Consider the following 15,991-nt stretch of genomic DNA (forward strand, 5'->3'; position numbering starts at 1 on the left):
GATGACCGAGGAGCGTGCAATGAAGCACCTACTGCAATGCCTGCTGGTGGCGGCACTTTCACTGTCTGCGGGCTGCGGCACCATGGCCGGTCGCGGCGGCACCGCAGAGCCGATGCCGGTGGAAACCTACAAGAGCGTCAATGGCGATCTCCATCTGCTGGGATTGCGTCCTGGCCCCAGCGGTAGCGGGAATGCCGGGCCCGTCATGTGCCTGATCAGCATCGTCTGTCCACTTCTGGTCGTGGTGTCGCTGCCAGTGGACGCGGTGATCGATACCCTGCTTCTGCCCGCCGACCTGCTGGCCGCTCGCGAGTGAAAATACGCCGTAATAACTATGGAGTTTTGTCTCGCTATTTACGTTGAGAAGGTAAATAACATTCACTACTATTCAGCCACTTTGCTCACTCACAAGAGGCTGGTCCCATGAAGGCTCGCAACGCGCTTCTCGCTGCATTCACCCTCAGCACCCTGGCTACTGCCGTTCAGGCTGCTGACGAAGTAGTCGTCTACTCCGCCCGGATCGACGAGCTGATCAAGCCGGTATTCGATCTCTACACCGAGAAGACCGGCGTCAAGGTCAAGTTCATCACCGACAAGGAAGCGCCGCTGATTGCCCGCCTCAAGGCCGAAGGTGCCAACACCCCGGCCGACATGCTGATCACCGTCGACGCCGGCAACCTCTGGCAGGCCGAGCAGGAAGGCGTGCTGCAGCCGACCAAGTCCGATGTCATCAGCGCCAACATCCCGGCCCAGTATCGCTCCAGCACCGACAGCTGGACCGGCCTGTCGCTGCGTGCGCGGACCATCTTCTACTCCACCGAGCGGGTCAAGCCGGAAGAGCTGTCCACCTACGAAGCCCTGGCCGACAAGAACTGGGAAGGCCGTCTGTGCCTGCGCACCAGCAAGAAGGTCTACAACCAGTCGCTGACCGCGACCCTGATCGAGACCCACGGCGCCGAGAAGACCGAAGAGATCGTCAAGGGCTGGGTGAACAACCTGGCTACCGACGTGTTCCCGGACGATACCGCGCTGCTGCAGGCCATCGACGCCGGCCAGTGCGACGTCGGCATCGCCAACACCTACTACTACGGTCGCCTGCACAAGCAGCAGCCGAGCCTCAAGGTCAAACCCTACTGGCCGAACCAGAACGACCGCGGCGTGCACGTCAACCTGGCCGGTGCCGGCGTGACCAAGCACGCGCCGCATGCCGAGCAGGCGCGCAAGCTGCTGGAGTGGATGACCACCCCGGAAGCGCAGACCATCTTCGCCGGCGTCAACCAGGAGTTCCCGGCCAACCCGGCGGTCGCGCCGTCGGATGAAGTGGCTGCCTGGGGCAGCTTCAAGGCCGATTCCATCGCCACCGAAGTGGCCGGCACCCGCCAGGCCGAAGCGACCATGCTGATGGATCGCGCCGGCTGGCAATAAGTCCGTAACGATCTGCTGCGTGTCGGCCCTGCACGGGCCCTGACTCGCCAGATCCTATGGCTTGGCGGCAGGCCTTCGGCGATCCGCCGTGCTGCCGTTATACTGCGACGCCCCGCTAGCCGGGGCGTCGTCCTTTTCGCCGTCGAGGAATCCGCGTGCCGCATCCCGTCCAGCGTCGCTGGTATCCCATCGTGTTCGCCATCGCCCTGCTGGTGCTGATGCCGCTGTCGGTATTGCTGCTGAGCTGGCACGAGGTGGATGCGAAGATCTGGACGCACCTGTGGCAGACGCAGATGGCGCGTCTGATCGGCAATACCCTGACCCTGGTGCTCGGCGTCGGTGTCGGGGTGACGCTGCTGGGCGTCAGCCTGGCCTGGCTCACCAGCCTCTGCGAGTTTCCCGGGCGGCGCTGGCTGGACTGGGCGCTGATGCTGCCCTTCGCCATTCCCGCCTACGTGCTGGCGTTCGTCTTCGTCGGTCTGCTGGATTTCGCCGGGCCGGTGCAGACGCTGCTGCGCGAATGGCTCGGCAGCGACTTTCGCCTGCCGCGGGTGCGTTCCACCGGCGGCGTCATCATCGTGCTGGTGCTGGTGTTCTACCCCTATGTCTACCTGCTCGCCCGCGGCGCCTTCCTGGCCCAGGGCAAGGGGCTGATGGAAGCGGCGCGGGTGCTCGGGCAAAGTCCCTGGCAGGCCTTCTGGCGCGTGGCGCTGCCGATGGCGCGCCCGGCCATCGGTGCCGGCCTGGCCCTGGCGATCATGGAAACCCTCGCCGATTTCGGCGCGGTGGCGGTGTTCAACTTCGACACCTTCACCACCGCCATCTACAAGACCTGGTACAGCTTCTACAGCCTGACCAGCGCGACCCAGCTGGCCAGCCTGCTGCTGCTCGCGGTGGCGCTGGTGCTCTATGGCGAGCGCCGTGCCCGTGGCGCCGCACGTCCGGCCAACGAGCGCCCGCGCGGCAAGGCGCTGTACCACCTGCACGGCTGGAAGGCCTTCGCCGCCAGCGCCTGGTGCGGCCTGGTGTTCGCCTGTGCCTTCCTGATCCCCGTGCTGCAGCTGCTGCTGTGGTTCTGGCAGCGCGGCCGCTTCGACCTCGACGAGCGTTATGCCGGGCTGATCCTGCACACCCTGTACCTGGGTGGCATGGCCGCGCTGATCACGGTCAGCGTGGCCATGCTGCTGGCGTTCGCCAGACGCCAGGCGCCGACGCGCGGCGTGCGCCTTGGCGTCGCCCTGGGCAACCTCGGTTATGCGCTGCCGGGTTCGGTGCTGGCGGTGGCGATCATGCTGGCGTTCAGCTTTCTCGACCGCGAGCTGGTCATTCCGCTGTCCTCGGCACTGGGTGGTGCCGGCAAGCCCTTGCTGCTGGGCAGCCTGACGGCGCTGCTGCTGGCCTATCTGATCCGCTTCATGGCGGTGGCCTTCGGGCCGCTGGAAACCAGCCTGGCGCGCATCCGCCCGTCGCTGCCGGAGGCCTCTCGCAGCCTGGGGGTGGGCGGCATCGGTCTGTTCTTCAAGGTCTATCTGCCGCTGCTGCTGCCGGGCACCTTGTCGGCCGCGCTGCTGGTGTTCGTCGACGTGCTCAAGGAAATGCCGGCCACCCTGCTGATGCGTCCCTTCGGCTGGGACACCCTGTCGGTGCGGGTGTTCGAGATGACCAGCGAAGGCGAGTGGGCGCGCGCCTCGCTGCCGGCGCTGACCCTGGTGCTGGTCGGTCTGTTGCCGGTGATCCTGCTGATCCGTCGTTCGGCGCGCGGCATCGGCTGAAGGCGGCCCCTGTCGGGGGCGACCTTTGGTCAGATGACCCCCGCCGACCTTGCGGCTACAATGCGCGCCATTCGCGAGCCGGGTGACCCGGCAAGATTCATCTAGAAGTTGCCGACGCCTGCATGGATGCAGGAGATAGAGCGAAGCAGGATGCTCGAGCCGAGGCCGCCAGTGCAAGGCGCAGACAGGCAAGAAAGCGCAGTGTGCTCCTGCACATGAGCATTTCGAGTCTGGCTGTAACGCAGCAATGGCAACGCAGATAGCTTCTAGGGGTCTGAATCGCTTCGCCAAGCCCGGAAGGAGACACCCATGGGACAGCGTACCCCCCTTTATGACCTGCACCTGGCACTGGGGGCCAAAATGGTGGATTTCGGCGGCTGGGACATGCCGCTGCACTACGGATCGCAGGTGGAGGAACACCATCAGGTGCGTCGCGAGTGCGGCGTGTTCGACGTCTCCCACATGTGCGTGGTGGACGTGACCGGCAGCCAGGCCCAGGCCTTCCTGCAGCGCCTGCTGGCCAACGACGTGGCGCGCCTGGACAGCGCCGGCAAGGCCCTGTACAGCGCCATGCTCAACGAGCAGGGCGGGGTGATCGATGACCTGATCGTCTACCTCACCGGCTCTTCTGCCCAGGAGCAGAGTTACCGTCTGGTGGTCAATGCCGGTACCCGCGACAAGGACCTGGCGTGGATGCATGCCCAGGCCGGCGACTTCGACGTGCAACTGCGCGAGCGCCGCGACCTGGCCATGCTCGCCATCCAGGGACCCAAGGCCCGCGCGCGCGTGGCCGAACTGCTGACCCAGGCGCGCGCTGCGCTGATCCACGAGCTGCGGCCGTTCCAGGGGCTGGCCGAAGGCGACTGGTTCATCGCGCGCACCGGCTACACCGGTGAGGATGGTCTGGAAATCGTGCTGCCGGTGGCCGAGGTGGTGCCGCTGCTCAACGAGCTGGTCGGCGCCGGTATTGCGCCCATCGGCCTCGGTGCGCGCGACACCCTGCGCCTGGAGGCCGGCATGAATCTCTACGGCCAGGACATGGATGAAAGCGTTTCGCCGCTGGCGGCCAACATGGCCTGGACCATCGCCTGGGAGCCGGCCGCGCGCGCCTTCATCGGCCGTGCTGCACTCGAAGCGCAGCGCGCGGCGGGTTGCCCGAGCAAGCTGGTCGGCCTGGTGCTGGAAGAGCGCGGCGTGCTGCGCGCGCATCAGGTGGTGCGTGTCGAGGGCATCGGCGAGGGTGAAATCACCAGCGGCAGCTTCTCGCCGACGCTGAACAAATCCATCGCCCTGGCTCGCGTACCGACGGCCACCGGCGAACGCGCCGAGGTGGAGATCCGCGGCAAGTGGTACCCGGTGCGAGTGGTCAGGCCGAGCTTCGTGCGCAACGGCAAAACCCTTATCTGAATCATCAGGTCGCGGCGTCGGCTTTCCCTGGCGCCACGGCCTGCTAAATTGTCCTGACGGCCCACTTGCCGTCACCGTTTACGAGGAATCGAACATGAGCAATATCCCCGCCGATCTGCGTTACGCCGCCAGCCACGAGTGGGCGCGCCTGGAGGCCGACGGCAGCGTGACCGTGGGCATTTCCGACCACGCCCAGGAAGCCCTCGGCGACGTGGTGTTCATCGAACTGCCGGAAGTCGGCAAGCAGCTGGACGCCGGCCAGGAAGCCGGGGTGGTGGAGTCGGTCAAGGCTGCCTCCGACATCTACGCGCCGGTGGGCGGCGAAGTGATCGCGATCAACGAGGCGCTGGTCGACAGCCCCGAGAGCGTCAACAGCGACCCGTACGGCAGCTGGTTCTTCAAGCTCAAGCCGAGCGATGCCAGCGAGCTGGACAAGTTGCTCGACGCCGGCGCCTACCAGGCCGCCGCCGACGCCGACGCCTGATTCGCATCGATCTGCAAGGAACCCGCTTCGGCGGGTTTTTTGTTGCCTGGGGTTTCGTCCCGGCCTGCGACCGTTGGTCGCCGGGGATATCATTTAGTCAAAATACAATATATAAAAATACATATTGTATTGAGTGAAGGTGTTGCATGGACGAGCCCATCGATATCCAGCAGTTGCGCGCCAATGCCGATGCTGCCGGGCAGCTGCTCAAGGCGCTGGCCAATCCGGATCGCCTGTTGTTGCTGTGCCAGCTGTCGCAGGACGAGCGCAATGTCAGCGAGCTGGAGACGCTGCTCGGCATTCAACAGCCGACGCTGTCGCAACAACTCGCGGTGCTGCGCCGCGAAGGACTGGTGGAAACCCGCCGCGACGGCAAGCAGATCTTCTATCGCATCAGCAGCCCGGCGGCGCTGGCGGTGATCGAGACGCTCTACCGGCTGTTCTGCGAGGGCCGGCAATGAGCATCGACTGGGCTGCCTTCACGCCCTGGAGTGCCCTGGCCGGCGGCGCCCTGATTGGCCTGGCGGCCGCGCTGTTCGCCCTGGTCAATGGTCGCGTGGCCGGTATCAGCGGCCTGCTCGGCAGCCTGCTGCAGCCCCAGGGCGAAGGGCGTGGCGAAAAGATGGCCTTTTTGCTTGGCCTGTTGCTGGCGCCGCTGCTCTGGGCGACGTTCGCCGCGTTGCCGCCGGTTCACTTCGGCACCGGCAGCCTCGGCTTGATCGCCGCCGGCCTGCTGGTGGGCATTGGCACGCGCTACGGCTCCGGCTGCACCAGTGGCCATGGCGTGTGCGGCGTCTCGCGCCTGTCGCCGCGCTCGCTGGTGGCCACCCTGTGCTTCATGGCCGCGGGTTTCGCCACGGTCTTTGTCCTGCGTCATCTGCTGAGGGGCTGAACATGGCCAGACTCAGTGCATTGGCCTGCGGTGTGCTGTTCGGTCTCGGGCTGCTGCTGGCGGGCATGGCCGATCCGGCCAAGGTGCTGGCCTTTCTCGATCTGGCCGGCGACTGGGACCCGTCGCTGGCGCTGGTGATGGCGGGAGCCGTCGGTGTCGCGGCGCTGCCGCTGAACCTGGCACCGCGGCGCGCCAGAGCCTTGCTGGGCGGCGCCATGCAACTGCCGACGCGGCGCGATCTGGACGCCCGGCTGATCACTGGCAGCCTGCTGTTCGGGGTTGGCTGGGGCATCGCCGGCATCTGTCCGGGGCCGGCGCTGACCATCCTGCTGACCGGTCACTGGCAGGCACTGTTGTTCGTTGCCGCGATGCTCGCCGGCATGCTGATCTTTACCGCGCTGGAAGGCTGGCGCGGGCGTTGACCTGGAGAACCTCGATGAAAGCCAATGTTGGAACGCTCGACCGTAGCCTGCGCATCGCCGCGGGTCTGATCCTCATCGCTCTCAGCCTGGCCGGCGTGATCGGTCTGTGGGGCTGGATTGGCGTGGTGCCGCTGGCGACCGGAGTCTTTCGTTTCTGCCCGGCCTATCCCTTGCTGGGCATCAACACCTGCAAAGTGAAATGAAGCCTGTGCCTCGATGCAGCTGAACGAAAAACGCCCGGCATCTGCCGAGCGTTTTCATGCTGCTGCGGTGAGGAGCCGTCAGGCACCCTGCGGGGCTGGCTGCTGCTGGGTGATGCAGTGGATATTGCCGCCGCCCAGGAGGATCTCGCGGCCGGGCACCATCACCACGCGATGCTCCGGGAAGACCTGTTCCAGGATGGCACGGGCCTCTGCGTCCTTCGGATCATCGAAGCTCGGCGCGACGATGCCGCCGTTGACGATCAGGAAGTTGACGTAGGAGCCGGCCAGGCGCACCGCAGGGCTACGCTCCTGGCTGCCTTCGGCGGCGTCGACGCCGGCGCATTCCTCTTCGCTGGCGTGGATCGGGCCGGGGATCGGCATCTTGTGCACGATCAGCTGGCGACCCTTGGCATCACGCACGCTCTCCAGCACGCGCATGGCGGCCTGGCAGCGCGGGTAGTTGGGATCGTTCTGATCGTCGGTCCAGGCCAGCAGCACCTCGCCCGGGCGCACGTAACAGCAGAAGTTGTCGACGTGGCCGTCTGTCTCGTCGTTGTACAGGCCGTCGGGCAGCCAGATCACCGTGTCGATGGCCAGGTGCTCGCGCAGCACGGCCTCGATTTCTTCACGCGACAGGTGCGGGTTGCGGTTCCTGTTCAGCAGGCATTCTTCGGTGGTGATCAGGGTGCCTTCGCCGTCGACGTGGATCGAGCCGCCTTCGAGGACGAAACCCTCGGTGCGATAGCGCTTGCAGCCTTCGATCTCGAGGATCTTGCGCGCCACCTGATCGTCGCGCTGCCACGGCCAGTACAGGCCGCCGTCGAAGCCGCCCCAGGCGTTGAAGGTCCAATCCACGCCGCGCACGTCGCCGCGGCCGTTGATCACGAAGGTCGGGCCGGTGTCCCGCACCCAGGCATCGTCGGTGGTGATTTCCACCAGGCGGATGTTGTCGTCGTCCAGGCGGGCACGGGCGTTTTCGTACTGCGCGGCGGAGACGCAGACGGTCACCGGCTCGAACTGGGCGATGGCCTTGGCCACGGCGGTGAAGGCCGCCTGCGCCGGCTTGCCGCCGTTGCGCCAGTTGTCCGGGCGCTCCGGCCAGACCATCCAGGTCTGGCTGTGCGGTGCCCACTCAGCGGGCATATGGAAACCATCGGCGCGTGGGGTGGTAGTCAGGGTGGTCATGTCTCGGTTCCGTAGGGTGCGCCATGCGCACCGGCAAAGTGTCTGGAGGGCTAGGTGCGCACAGCGCACCTACGGGGTCGACGGAGTTTCACCATCGAGCGTGGAGAGTGGCCAGTATAGGTTCGGCCGGCGGTCGCGGAACACACCCCAGGCGGTGCGCACCTTCTCCAGCGCGGTCAGATCGAAGCGGTGCACCAGCACGCCTTCCTCGCGCTGGCCCAGCTCCTCGACCTTCTCACCGAACTGGTTGGCGATGAACGAGCTGCCGTAGAAGGTGATGTCGTAACCGTCCTGTTCTTCGCGGCCGATGCGGTTGCTGGCCACCAGCGGCATCAGGTTGGCGCCAGCGTGGCCCTGCTGCACGCGCTGCCAGTGGTCGCGCGAGCTGATGGTCGGGTCATGCGGCTCGCTGCCGATGGCGGTGGGGTAGAAGAGGATCTCCGCGCCCATCAGCGCCATGCTGCGCGCGCATTCGGGGAACCACTGATCCCAGCAGATGCCGACACCGATCCTGGCGTAGGCGGTATCCCAGACCTTGAAGCCGGTATCGCCGGGATTGAAGTAATACTTCTCGTGGTAGCCGGGGCCGTCGGGGATATGGCTTTTCCGATAAATCCCGAGGTTGCTGCCGTCGGCATCGATGATGGCGATGCTGTTGAAACGGGCGCGCCCGGCGCGTTCGAAGAAGCTGATCGGCAGTACCACCTTCAGCTCGGCGGCGACTTTGCGAAAGTGCAGGATCGCCGGGTTCTCCTCCGCCGTGGTGGCCAGCTGGGTGAAGTCCGCGTTGGGCTTTTGGCAGAAGTAGGGCGTCTCGAACAGCTCCTGAATCAGGATGATCTGCGCGCCCTGGGCGGCTGCCTGGCGTACCAGCCGTTCGGCGTTGGCGATGTTCGCGGCGGTATCCCAGGAGCAGGCCATCTGGGTCGCAGCGACGGTAACGATACGGGACATAAAGCACCTCGTAGGCGGGAAAGCGGTCGTCCGAGGCAGTCGGCGACCTGTGACGGGGCCGTGGCGGGTGGATCGACCAGGGCAGGTTAGTCGATTTATATCCGATAAAAATCGGATTTAAAAGACTGGAAAGGCGTAATGAGGGAAATATTCAGATTTTTATCGGATAAAAATCCGGGCGTGAGTCGTAAGGAGGCACGCGCTGGGCCGTGCGTAATCGCAGACGTTCCGACATCGGGGAGATTGGTGCGCTCGGCGCACCCTACGTAAGCGGCGTGGCTCGTTTCGGCAGGGCGGCCGGCAGGTAGAGGCCCAGATAGGCATCGAACACGCGCATGCCTTCCTCGGCCAGGCGCGGGGTGATTTCGCCGTGCAACTGCACCGAGCGGGCGTAGACCCGATCGCCCAGCTCCATAGCCAGGGCAAACACGTCGATATCCACCGGCAGTTGTGGCAGGGGGAAGTGGCGGTCGAACAGCGCCTGCATCAGGCGGCTCAGTTCGATGTCGTGCTGGTGATCGGCCTGGGTCACCTCGGCCAGGCCATGCTGGGCCAGGATCAGCTGGCGCGCGGCGGCATCCGCGGCGTAAACCGCCAGCATGCGCTGCTCGACGATGCGTGACAGGTCATGCCAGCTTTGCAGGCCGCTGTGATCCACGGGCTCCAGCAGGCAGGCGCGAAAGGCCGCGTGCACGTCGCTGGTCAGCCCTTCGAGCAGGGCCGGCACGCTGGCGAAGAAGTGATAGACCGACGACGGCGGAATGCCCGCGTGCTCGGCCACGGTGTAGATCGACAGGTTGGCCATGCCCTGTTCGGCCAGCAGTTCGCGGGCGGCGGCGAGAATCTGGGCGATCCGTGCCTGGCTGCTGGCGCGCGGTTTGCGGGGGCTGGCGGGGCGCGACATGACGGGCTCCTCGGTGGGCGAGGCGCTATTGGACGTCAGGCGCAGTGGGCGAGGCAAGCCTCGCCGAACCATCAGCTGCCGTCACGGAAGCGTTGCCAGACCTGGCTGCGTACCTGGGCGTGCTTTTCCGAGAGTACCTCCAGCGGATACAGACGGCGTTTGGTGTCCTGATCCGGATAGAGGCCCGGTTGCTGCAGCAGGGCGCTGTCGATGAACTGCACGGAGTCGGCATTGCCGTTGGGGTAGAGCGTTTCGGCGGTGATCCGGGCGATCACCTGCGGTTGCATCAGGTAGTCGATGAAGCGGTGGGCGAGGTCCGGGCGCGCGGCGCTGGCGGGAATCACCAGGTTGTCGATGAACAGCACCGAGCCTTCCTGCGGCACCACGAAGCTGACCGGCTGGCCGGCCTGAGCAGCGGCCAGGGCGTCGCCGACCCAGGCCATGGCCAGGCACAGGCGGCCATTGCTGAGGTCGTCGATGTAGCGCTCGCTGTCGACATAGCGCAGGTGCGGACGCAGGGCTTCGAGCACGCTGCCGGCACGCTCGACGCGGCTCGGTGCGCTGCGGGCGAGGCTACGGCCCTGGTAGTTGAGCAGCAGCGACAGGGTTTCATCCGGTGCATCCAGCACGCTGATGCCGCACTTGGCCAGGCGTGCGCTCTGCTCGGCATCGAACAGCAGGCTCCAGCTCTCCGGCAGCGCCCCGCCGTAGGCGGCTTCGGCCTGAGGGGTGTTGATCGCCAGGCCTACCGCGCCCCATAGATAGGGCACGGCATAGCCGTTCTGCGGGTCGACGGCCGCCAGCTTGCTCAGCAGCTGTTTGTCCAGGTGCTGGCGGTTGGGCAGTCTGGCCAGGTCCAGCGGCTGGATGCGCGCGTCGGCGATCAGCGCCGGCAGGTCGTTGTGCGACGGCACCGCGACGTCGATGGCCTCGCTGCTGTGCAACGCGGCGTTCAGCTCTTCGGCGCTGGCGAAGGTGTGGTACTCGACCGCGATGCCGGTGTCGCGGGTGAAGTCGTCCAGCACCTGCGGCGCGATGTAATCGTTCCAGTTGTAGACCCGGATGCTGTCGGCGGCCTGAGCCAGGGCGCAGGTCAGGCCGAGCAGGGCGGCGGCAAGAGCGCGTTGCATGAATAGCTCCCCGTTGATGAAGGCAACGATAACCGGCGGCCTCGGTCGCCGGAGGTTGGTTCACGTCAGCGGAGTCGCCGTGCGGCGAACCGCTGGTCCCGACGCGAAGCGTCAGAGCTGTCGGTTGGCAGTTGGCAGGCAAAAAGAAGCCGGCTCTGCGGCCGGCTTTCTCGGTGTCACACGGTATGCAGGTACCAGTTGTACTCGAGGTCGGAAATGGTGGTCTCGAACTCCTGCAGCTCGGCTTCCTTGCAGGCGACGAAGATGTCGATGTACTTGGGATCGATGTACTTGTTCAGCACTTCGCTGTCGTCCAGCTCGCGCAGGGCATCGCGCAGGTTGTTCGGCAGGCTGGGCTCGAGCTGCTCGTAGGCGTTGCCTTCGATCGGTTCGCCCGGTTCGATCTGGTTGGTCAGGCCGTGGTGGATACCGGCAAGGATCGACGCCAGCATCAGGTAGGGGTTGGCATCGGCGCCGGCCACCCGGTGTTCGATGCGCACGGCATCCGGGCTGCCGGTCGGCACGCGCACGGCCACGGTGCGGTTGTCCAGCGCCCAGCTCGGCGCGTTGGGCACGTAGAACTGCGCACCGAAGCGGCGGTAGGAGTTGACGTTGGGGCAGAGGAAGGCCATCGACGCCGCCATGGTATCGAGAATGCCGCCCACGGCATGGCGCAGCGAGGTGTTCTCCAGCGGGTTGTCGGCGGCGAAGATGTTCTTGCCGGTCTTCTTGTCGAGCAGCGAGATGTGCACGTGCAACCCGTTGCCGGCCTGACCCGGATAGGGTTTGGCCATGAAGGTGGAGTCCATCTCGTGGTCGTAGGCGATGTTTTTGATCAGGCGCTTGAGCAGCAGCGCGTAGTCGCAGGCCTTGATGGCGTCCTCGACGTGATGCAGGTTGACCTCGAACTGCGCCGGGGCGCTTTCCTTGACGATGGCGTCGGCCGGGATGTCCTGCTCCTTGGCGGCTTCGAGCATGTCCTGCAGGCAGTCGACGTACTCGTCGAGGTCGTCGATCAGGTAGACCTGGGTGGAGTGCGGGCGCTTGCCGGAAATCGGCGAGCGTGGCGGCTGCGGCCGGCCGTTCACGTTCTCCTGGTCGATCAGGTAGAACTCCAGTTCGAAGGCTGCGCAGATACGCAGGCCCAGTTCGTCGAACTTCTGCACCACCTGGCGCAATACCTCGCGCGGGTCGGCGAAGAAGGGCGTGCCGTCCAGCTCGTGCATGGTCATCAGCAGCTGCGCGGTCGGGCGCTTCTGCCAGGGTTCGTTGCACAGGGTATTGGGGATGGGGAAGCAGATACGGTCGGCGTCGCCGATGTCCAGGCCGAGGCCGGTGCTTTCGACGGTGGAGCCGTTGATGTCGAGGGCGAAGAGCGAGGCCGGCAGGTTGATGCCTTTTTCGTACACCTTGTGAAGGGCGTTTCGATCGATGCGCTTGCCGCGCACCACACCATTCATATCTGCAATAAGAAGGTCGACGAACTGGACCTCAGGATGTTCCTTAAGGAACGCGTTCGCTTCGTTAAGCTGAACGGCACGCGGGGGTACCGACATGATGCAACACCTTTTTGTTAAATATATCAATCATGCGACTGCATGGGTGTGAGTCAATCCGAAACGCACTTTACTGTCAAGCTGCCCTCGTGATGCCCTGTAGTGGGGCATGATGGCCATTTTTGGGGCGTTTCAAGGCCTTTCAGAGGCGCTTTTCCCGCATGCCGACAGGGTGCTCAGTGGGGTGTGTTCAATTTTTTACAGAGCTATTGTGTAAAAAAATGAACAAGGCTAAGCTCGGTTCAAACCCATAACAGCAATAATACGGGTGTCCCATGTTCTGTCTGCCGAGCGTCGGCGTCAGCGCTTGTACCAAGACTCTTGGTCTCGCTCCTCATCGCGTCATCGCCGCTGCGAGTCTCCGCGTGGCGCGGCCGGAGGACACTGGTTTGCAGTGGCTTTTCGGCTCACTGCGGCCCGGCAGCCCGCCTGTAACAGGCGCGTCTCGTCACGCTGCCAGCATACCCCTCAATCAGCACGATAGCGCAGCCAGCGAAACGCCGCTGCGGACCCTTCCTGGCCGGGTTGTTGCGTATCCGGCCACGGTGCTCGAGGCATCGATGCCATCGACTGGCGCCCCGGGCGGAGTTTTTCCCGTGCCTGGGGCGAAAAGCCTCGTGCCGGAGGTGCTACAGCCCTAGTAGCATCCCATCCGAATATCTCGCCTTCTCTCAGGCCTTTGGTGAGGCTTGCAGGGAGAGGGCGGGCAACGCTGAACCGGCTATAAACATATCGGTTCTACAACCCTGAGGTCTCTATGAGTACCAAGCTTGACCAGCTCACCAGCTGGCTGAAAGAACGCAAAATCACCGAAGTCGAATGCCTGATCAGTGACCTGACCGGCATTGCCCGCGGCAAGATATCGCCGACCAACAAGTTCCTCGACGAGAAGGGCATGCGTCTGCCCGAGAGCGTGCTGCTGCAGACCGTGACCGGCGACTACGTCGAGGACGACATCTATTACGAGCTGCTCGACGAGGCGGACATCGACATGTTCTGCCGCCCCGACGAGAACGCCGTGTTCCTCGTGCCCTGGGCCATCGAGCCCACCGCCATGGTGATCCACGACACCTTCGACAAGCAGGGCAACCCCATCGAGCTGTCGCCGCGCAACATTCTCAAGACGGTGCTGAAGCTGTATGCCGACAAGGGCTGGCGGCCGATCGTCGCGCCGGAGATGGAGTTCTACCTGACCAAGCGCAACAGCGACCCGGACTTCCCGCTGGTGGCGCCGATGGGCCGTTCCGGTCGTCCGGAGGTAGGGCGTCAGTCCTTCTCCATCGACGCTGCCAACGAATTCGACCCGCTATTCGAGGACGTCTACGACTGGTGCGAGCTGCAGGGCCTGGACCTGGACACGCTGATCCACGAGGACGGCCCGGCGCAGATGGAGATCAACTTCCGTCACGGCGACGCGCTGCACCTGGCCGACCAGATCACCGTGTTCAAGCGCACCATGCGCGAGGCCGCGCTCAAGCACGACGTGGCGGCCACCTTCATGGCCAAGCCGATCACCGACGAGCCGGGCAGCGCCATGCACATCCACCAGAGCGTGGTGGACATCAAGACCGGCAAGAACATCTTCTCCAACGAAGACGGCACCATGAGCGAGCTGTTCCTGCAGCACATCGGCGGCCTGCAGAAGTACATCCCCGAGCTGCTGCCGCTGTTCGCGCCCAACGTCAACTCGTTCCGCCGCTTCCTGCCCGATACCTCGGCGCCGGTGAACGTGGAGTGGGGCGAGGAGAACCGTACCGTGGGCTTGCGCGTACCCGAGGCCGGGCCGCAAAACCGTCGGGTGGAAAACCGCCTGGCCGGCGCCGACGCCAACCCCTACCTGGTGCTGGCCGCGTCGCTGCTGTGCGGCTACATCGGCATGGTCGAGGGCATCAAGCCCAGCGCCCCGGTCAAGGGCCGCGGTTACGAGCGCCGCAACCTGCGTCTGCCGCTGACCATCGAGGCGGCGCTGGAGCGCATGGAGGCCTGCAAGGCCGCCGAGAAGTACCTGGGCGAGAAGTTCATGCGCGGCTACGTCGCGGTCAAGCGCGCCGAGCACGAGAACTTCAAGCGCGTGATCAGCTCCTGGGAGCGTGAGTTCCTGCTGCTGTCGGTGTAACGGGCGGCCGGCCGCGCCAGTCGCGGCCGGCGCCACGAATTTCTGCGAGGCGCCGAGCGCCTCGCGCTAGCAAGGTGTTGGTTATGAACAAGCAAGCGAACAATCCGCAAACCGCGCACTGGCAGGCCCTGAGCCAGGCTCACCACTTGGCGCCGTTCAGTGATTACAGGCAGCTGGCCGAAAAAGGCCCGCGCATCATCACTGAAGCGAAGGGCGTGCACCTGTGGGACAGCGAGGGCAACAAGATCCTCGATGGCATGGCCGGCCTGTGGTGCGTGGCCGTGGGCTATGGCCGCGAGGAGCTGGTCGAAGCTGCCGCGACGCAGATGCGTCAGCTGCCGTTCTACAACACCTTTTTCCAGACCGCCCACCCGCCGGTGCTGGAGCTGGCCCACGCCATCTCCCAACTGGCACCGGCCGGCATGAACCACGTGTTCTTCACCGGTTCGGGCTCCGAAGGCAACGACACCATGCTGCGCCTGGTGCGCCACTACTGGGCGTGCAAGGGCAAAGCGAACAAGAAGATCATCATCGGCCGCGAGAACGGCTACCACGGCTCCACCGTGGCCGGCGCCAGCCTCGGCGGCATGAAGTTCATGCACGAGCAGGGCGACCTGCCGATTCCGGGTATCGCTCATATCCCGCAGCCCTACTGGTTCGGCGAGGGCGGCGACCAGTCGCCGGAGGAGTTCGGCATCTGGGCCGCCGATCAGCTGGAGAAGAAGATTCTCGAGCTGGGCGAAGAAAACGTTGCCGCCTTTATCGCCGAGCCGATCCAGGGCGCCGGCGGCGTGATCATCCCGCCTGAGACCTACTGGCCGCGGATCAAGGAGATCCTCGCCAGGTACGACATTCTGTTCGTGGCCGACGAGGTGATCTGCGGCTTCGGCCGTACCGGCGAATGGTTCGGCAGCCAGTACTACGACCTCAAGCCGGATCTGATGACCATCGCCAAGGGCCTCACCAGCGGCTATGTGCCGATGGGCGGGCTGATCGTCAGCGACAAGGTGTTCGAGGTGATCGAGGCGCATGGCGACTTCAACCACGGCTTCACCTATTCCGGCCATCCGGTGGCGGCGGCGGTGGGGCTGGAAAACCTGCGCCTGCTCCGCGAAGAAGGCATCGTCCAGCGGGTGAAGGCGGAAACGGCACCGTATTTGCAGCAACGCCTGCGCGAACTGGCAGAGCACCCGCTGGTGGGCGAGGTACGCGGCCTGGGCATGCTCGGCGCCATCGAACTGGTGCAGGACAAGGCGACGCGCAAGCGTTACCCGGACACCGTGGCCGCCGGCATGGTCTGTCGCGGGCACTGCTTTAATAACGGTCTGATCATGCGCGCCGTGGGCGACACCATGATCATTGCCCCGCCGCTGGTGATCAGCCGGGCGGAAATCGACGAACTGGTGGAAAAAGCGCGCAAGTGCCTGGATCTCACCCTGCGTGACCTGTCGGTCTGAAAGCCCGCAGTCACGGAAAGTTGTCAGCGGTGCCATGACCTTGCCAGACTGCGCCGGAGTGCGTGAGCCAGCCTGAATCGAGCG

At 65.0% G+C, this 15,991-nt stretch carries 16 protein-coding genes; 11 read left to right on the forward strand and 5 right to left on the reverse strand.

The window, feature by feature from the left end; translation table 11 throughout:
• Nucleotides 1-19: 19 nt before the first annotated feature.
• The 9 genes from L1F06_RS01935 (at nucleotide 20) to L1F06_RS01975 (ending at nucleotide 6,605) form a co-directional block, all read left to right on the forward strand.
• Entirely contained in the window at nucleotides 20-316 is a 297-nt protein-coding gene (locus L1F06_RS01935; protein ID WP_011920604.1) for a YceK/YidQ family lipoprotein, read from the forward strand.
• 107 nt (nucleotides 317-423) lie between these two features.
• Entirely contained in the window at nucleotides 424-1,425 is a 1,002-nt protein-coding gene (locus L1F06_RS01940; RefSeq protein WP_004373281.1) for an extracellular solute-binding protein, read from the forward strand.
• Nucleotides 1,426-1,580: 155 nt separating this feature from the next.
• A complete protein-coding gene (locus L1F06_RS01945) occupies nucleotides 1,581-3,197 on the forward strand; it encodes an ABC transporter permease (RefSeq protein WP_011920605.1) in 1,617 nt (538 codons plus the stop codon).
• Between the two features lie 309 nt (nucleotides 3,198-3,506).
• Nucleotides 3,507-4,604 (forward strand): glycine cleavage system aminomethyltransferase GcvT, encoded by a 1,098-nt coding sequence (gene gcvT, locus L1F06_RS01950; protein ID WP_004373278.1) that lies wholly within the window; start codon nucleotides 3,507-3,509, stop codon nucleotides 4,602-4,604.
• A gap of 94 nt (nucleotides 4,605-4,698) precedes the next feature.
• The gene (gene gcvH, locus L1F06_RS01955) at nucleotides 4,699-5,088 is read left to right on the forward strand and encodes a glycine cleavage system protein GcvH (protein WP_004373276.1); all 390 of its coding nucleotides are present in this window, start codon (nucleotides 4,699-4,701) and stop codon (nucleotides 5,086-5,088) included.
• A 146-nt stretch (nucleotides 5,089-5,234) separates the two neighbouring features.
• Complete coding sequence (locus tag L1F06_RS01960; protein ID WP_129481988.1) at nucleotides 5,235-5,549, forward strand: ArsR/SmtB family transcription factor; 315 nt, start codon at nucleotides 5,235-5,237, stop codon at nucleotides 5,547-5,549.
• Nucleotides 5,546-5,980 (forward strand): YeeE/YedE family protein, encoded by a 435-nt coding sequence (locus L1F06_RS01965; RefSeq protein ID WP_129481987.1) that lies wholly within the window; start codon nucleotides 5,546-5,548, stop codon nucleotides 5,978-5,980. The genes L1F06_RS01960 and L1F06_RS01965 overlap by 4 nt, the downstream gene beginning before the upstream one ends.
• 2 nt (nucleotides 5,981-5,982) lie before the next feature.
• Nucleotides 5,983-6,402 carry a DUF6691 family protein gene (locus L1F06_RS01970; RefSeq protein WP_129481986.1) on the forward strand — a complete coding sequence of 140 codons (420 nt, stop codon included), beginning with the start codon at nucleotides 5,983-5,985 and terminating at the stop codon, nucleotides 6,400-6,402.
• A 14-nt stretch (nucleotides 6,403-6,416) separates the two neighbouring features.
• On the forward strand, nucleotides 6,417-6,605 hold the full coding sequence (locus tag L1F06_RS01975) for a YgaP family membrane protein (RefSeq protein WP_004373268.1): 189 nt from the start codon (nucleotides 6,417-6,419) through the stop codon (nucleotides 6,603-6,605).
• Between the two features lie 78 nt (nucleotides 6,606-6,683).
• On the opposite strand, the gene aguA is transcribed toward L1F06_RS01975, so the two are convergent.
• From aguA to L1F06_RS02000, 5 genes are all read right to left on the reverse strand, one after another.
• Complete coding sequence (gene aguA / locus L1F06_RS01980) at nucleotides 6,684-7,790, reverse strand: agmatine deiminase (RefSeq protein WP_129481985.1); 1,107 nt, start codon at nucleotides 7,788-7,790, stop codon at nucleotides 6,684-6,686.
• Nucleotides 7,791-7,859: 69 nt separating this feature from the next.
• Nucleotides 7,860-8,744 carry an N-carbamoylputrescine amidase gene (gene aguB / locus L1F06_RS01985; RefSeq protein WP_096827645.1) on the reverse strand — a complete coding sequence of 295 codons (885 nt, stop codon included), beginning with the start codon at nucleotides 8,742-8,744 and terminating at the stop codon, nucleotides 7,860-7,862.
• A gap of 262 nt (nucleotides 8,745-9,006) precedes the next feature.
• Nucleotides 9,007-9,648: a TetR/AcrR family transcriptional regulator gene (locus L1F06_RS01990; RefSeq protein ID WP_129481984.1), complete on the reverse strand. Its 642-nt coding sequence runs from the start codon at nucleotides 9,646-9,648 to the stop codon at nucleotides 9,007-9,009.
• 71 nt (nucleotides 9,649-9,719) lie between these two features.
• Nucleotides 9,720-10,778, reverse strand: coding sequence for a polyamine ABC transporter substrate-binding protein (locus L1F06_RS01995; RefSeq protein WP_129481983.1), 1,059 nt, complete (start codon nucleotides 10,776-10,778; stop codon nucleotides 9,720-9,722).
• A gap of 176 nt (nucleotides 10,779-10,954) precedes the next feature.
• On the reverse strand, nucleotides 10,955-12,334 hold the full coding sequence (locus L1F06_RS02000) for a glutamine synthetase family protein (RefSeq protein ID WP_004373258.1): 1,380 nt from the start codon (nucleotides 12,332-12,334) through the stop codon (nucleotides 10,955-10,957).
• Nucleotides 12,335-13,091: 757 nt separating this feature from the next.
• On the opposite strand from L1F06_RS02000, the gene L1F06_RS02005 reads away from it, so the two are divergent.
• Nucleotides 13,092-14,450 carry a glutamine synthetase family protein gene (locus tag L1F06_RS02005; RefSeq protein ID WP_004373256.1) on the forward strand — a complete coding sequence of 453 codons (1,359 nt, stop codon included), beginning with the start codon at nucleotides 13,092-13,094 and terminating at the stop codon, nucleotides 14,448-14,450.
• 83 nt (nucleotides 14,451-14,533) lie between these two features.
• A complete protein-coding gene (locus L1F06_RS02010; protein WP_129481982.1) occupies nucleotides 14,534-15,907 on the forward strand; it encodes an aspartate aminotransferase family protein in 1,374 nt (457 codons plus the stop codon).
• Nucleotides 15,908-15,991: the final 84 nt, after the last annotated feature.

The sequence above is a fragment of the Pseudomonas hydrolytica genome (genome assembly GCF_021495345.1).
Lineage (GTDB): Bacteria > Pseudomonadota > Gammaproteobacteria > Pseudomonadales > Pseudomonadaceae > Aquipseudomonas > Aquipseudomonas hydrolytica.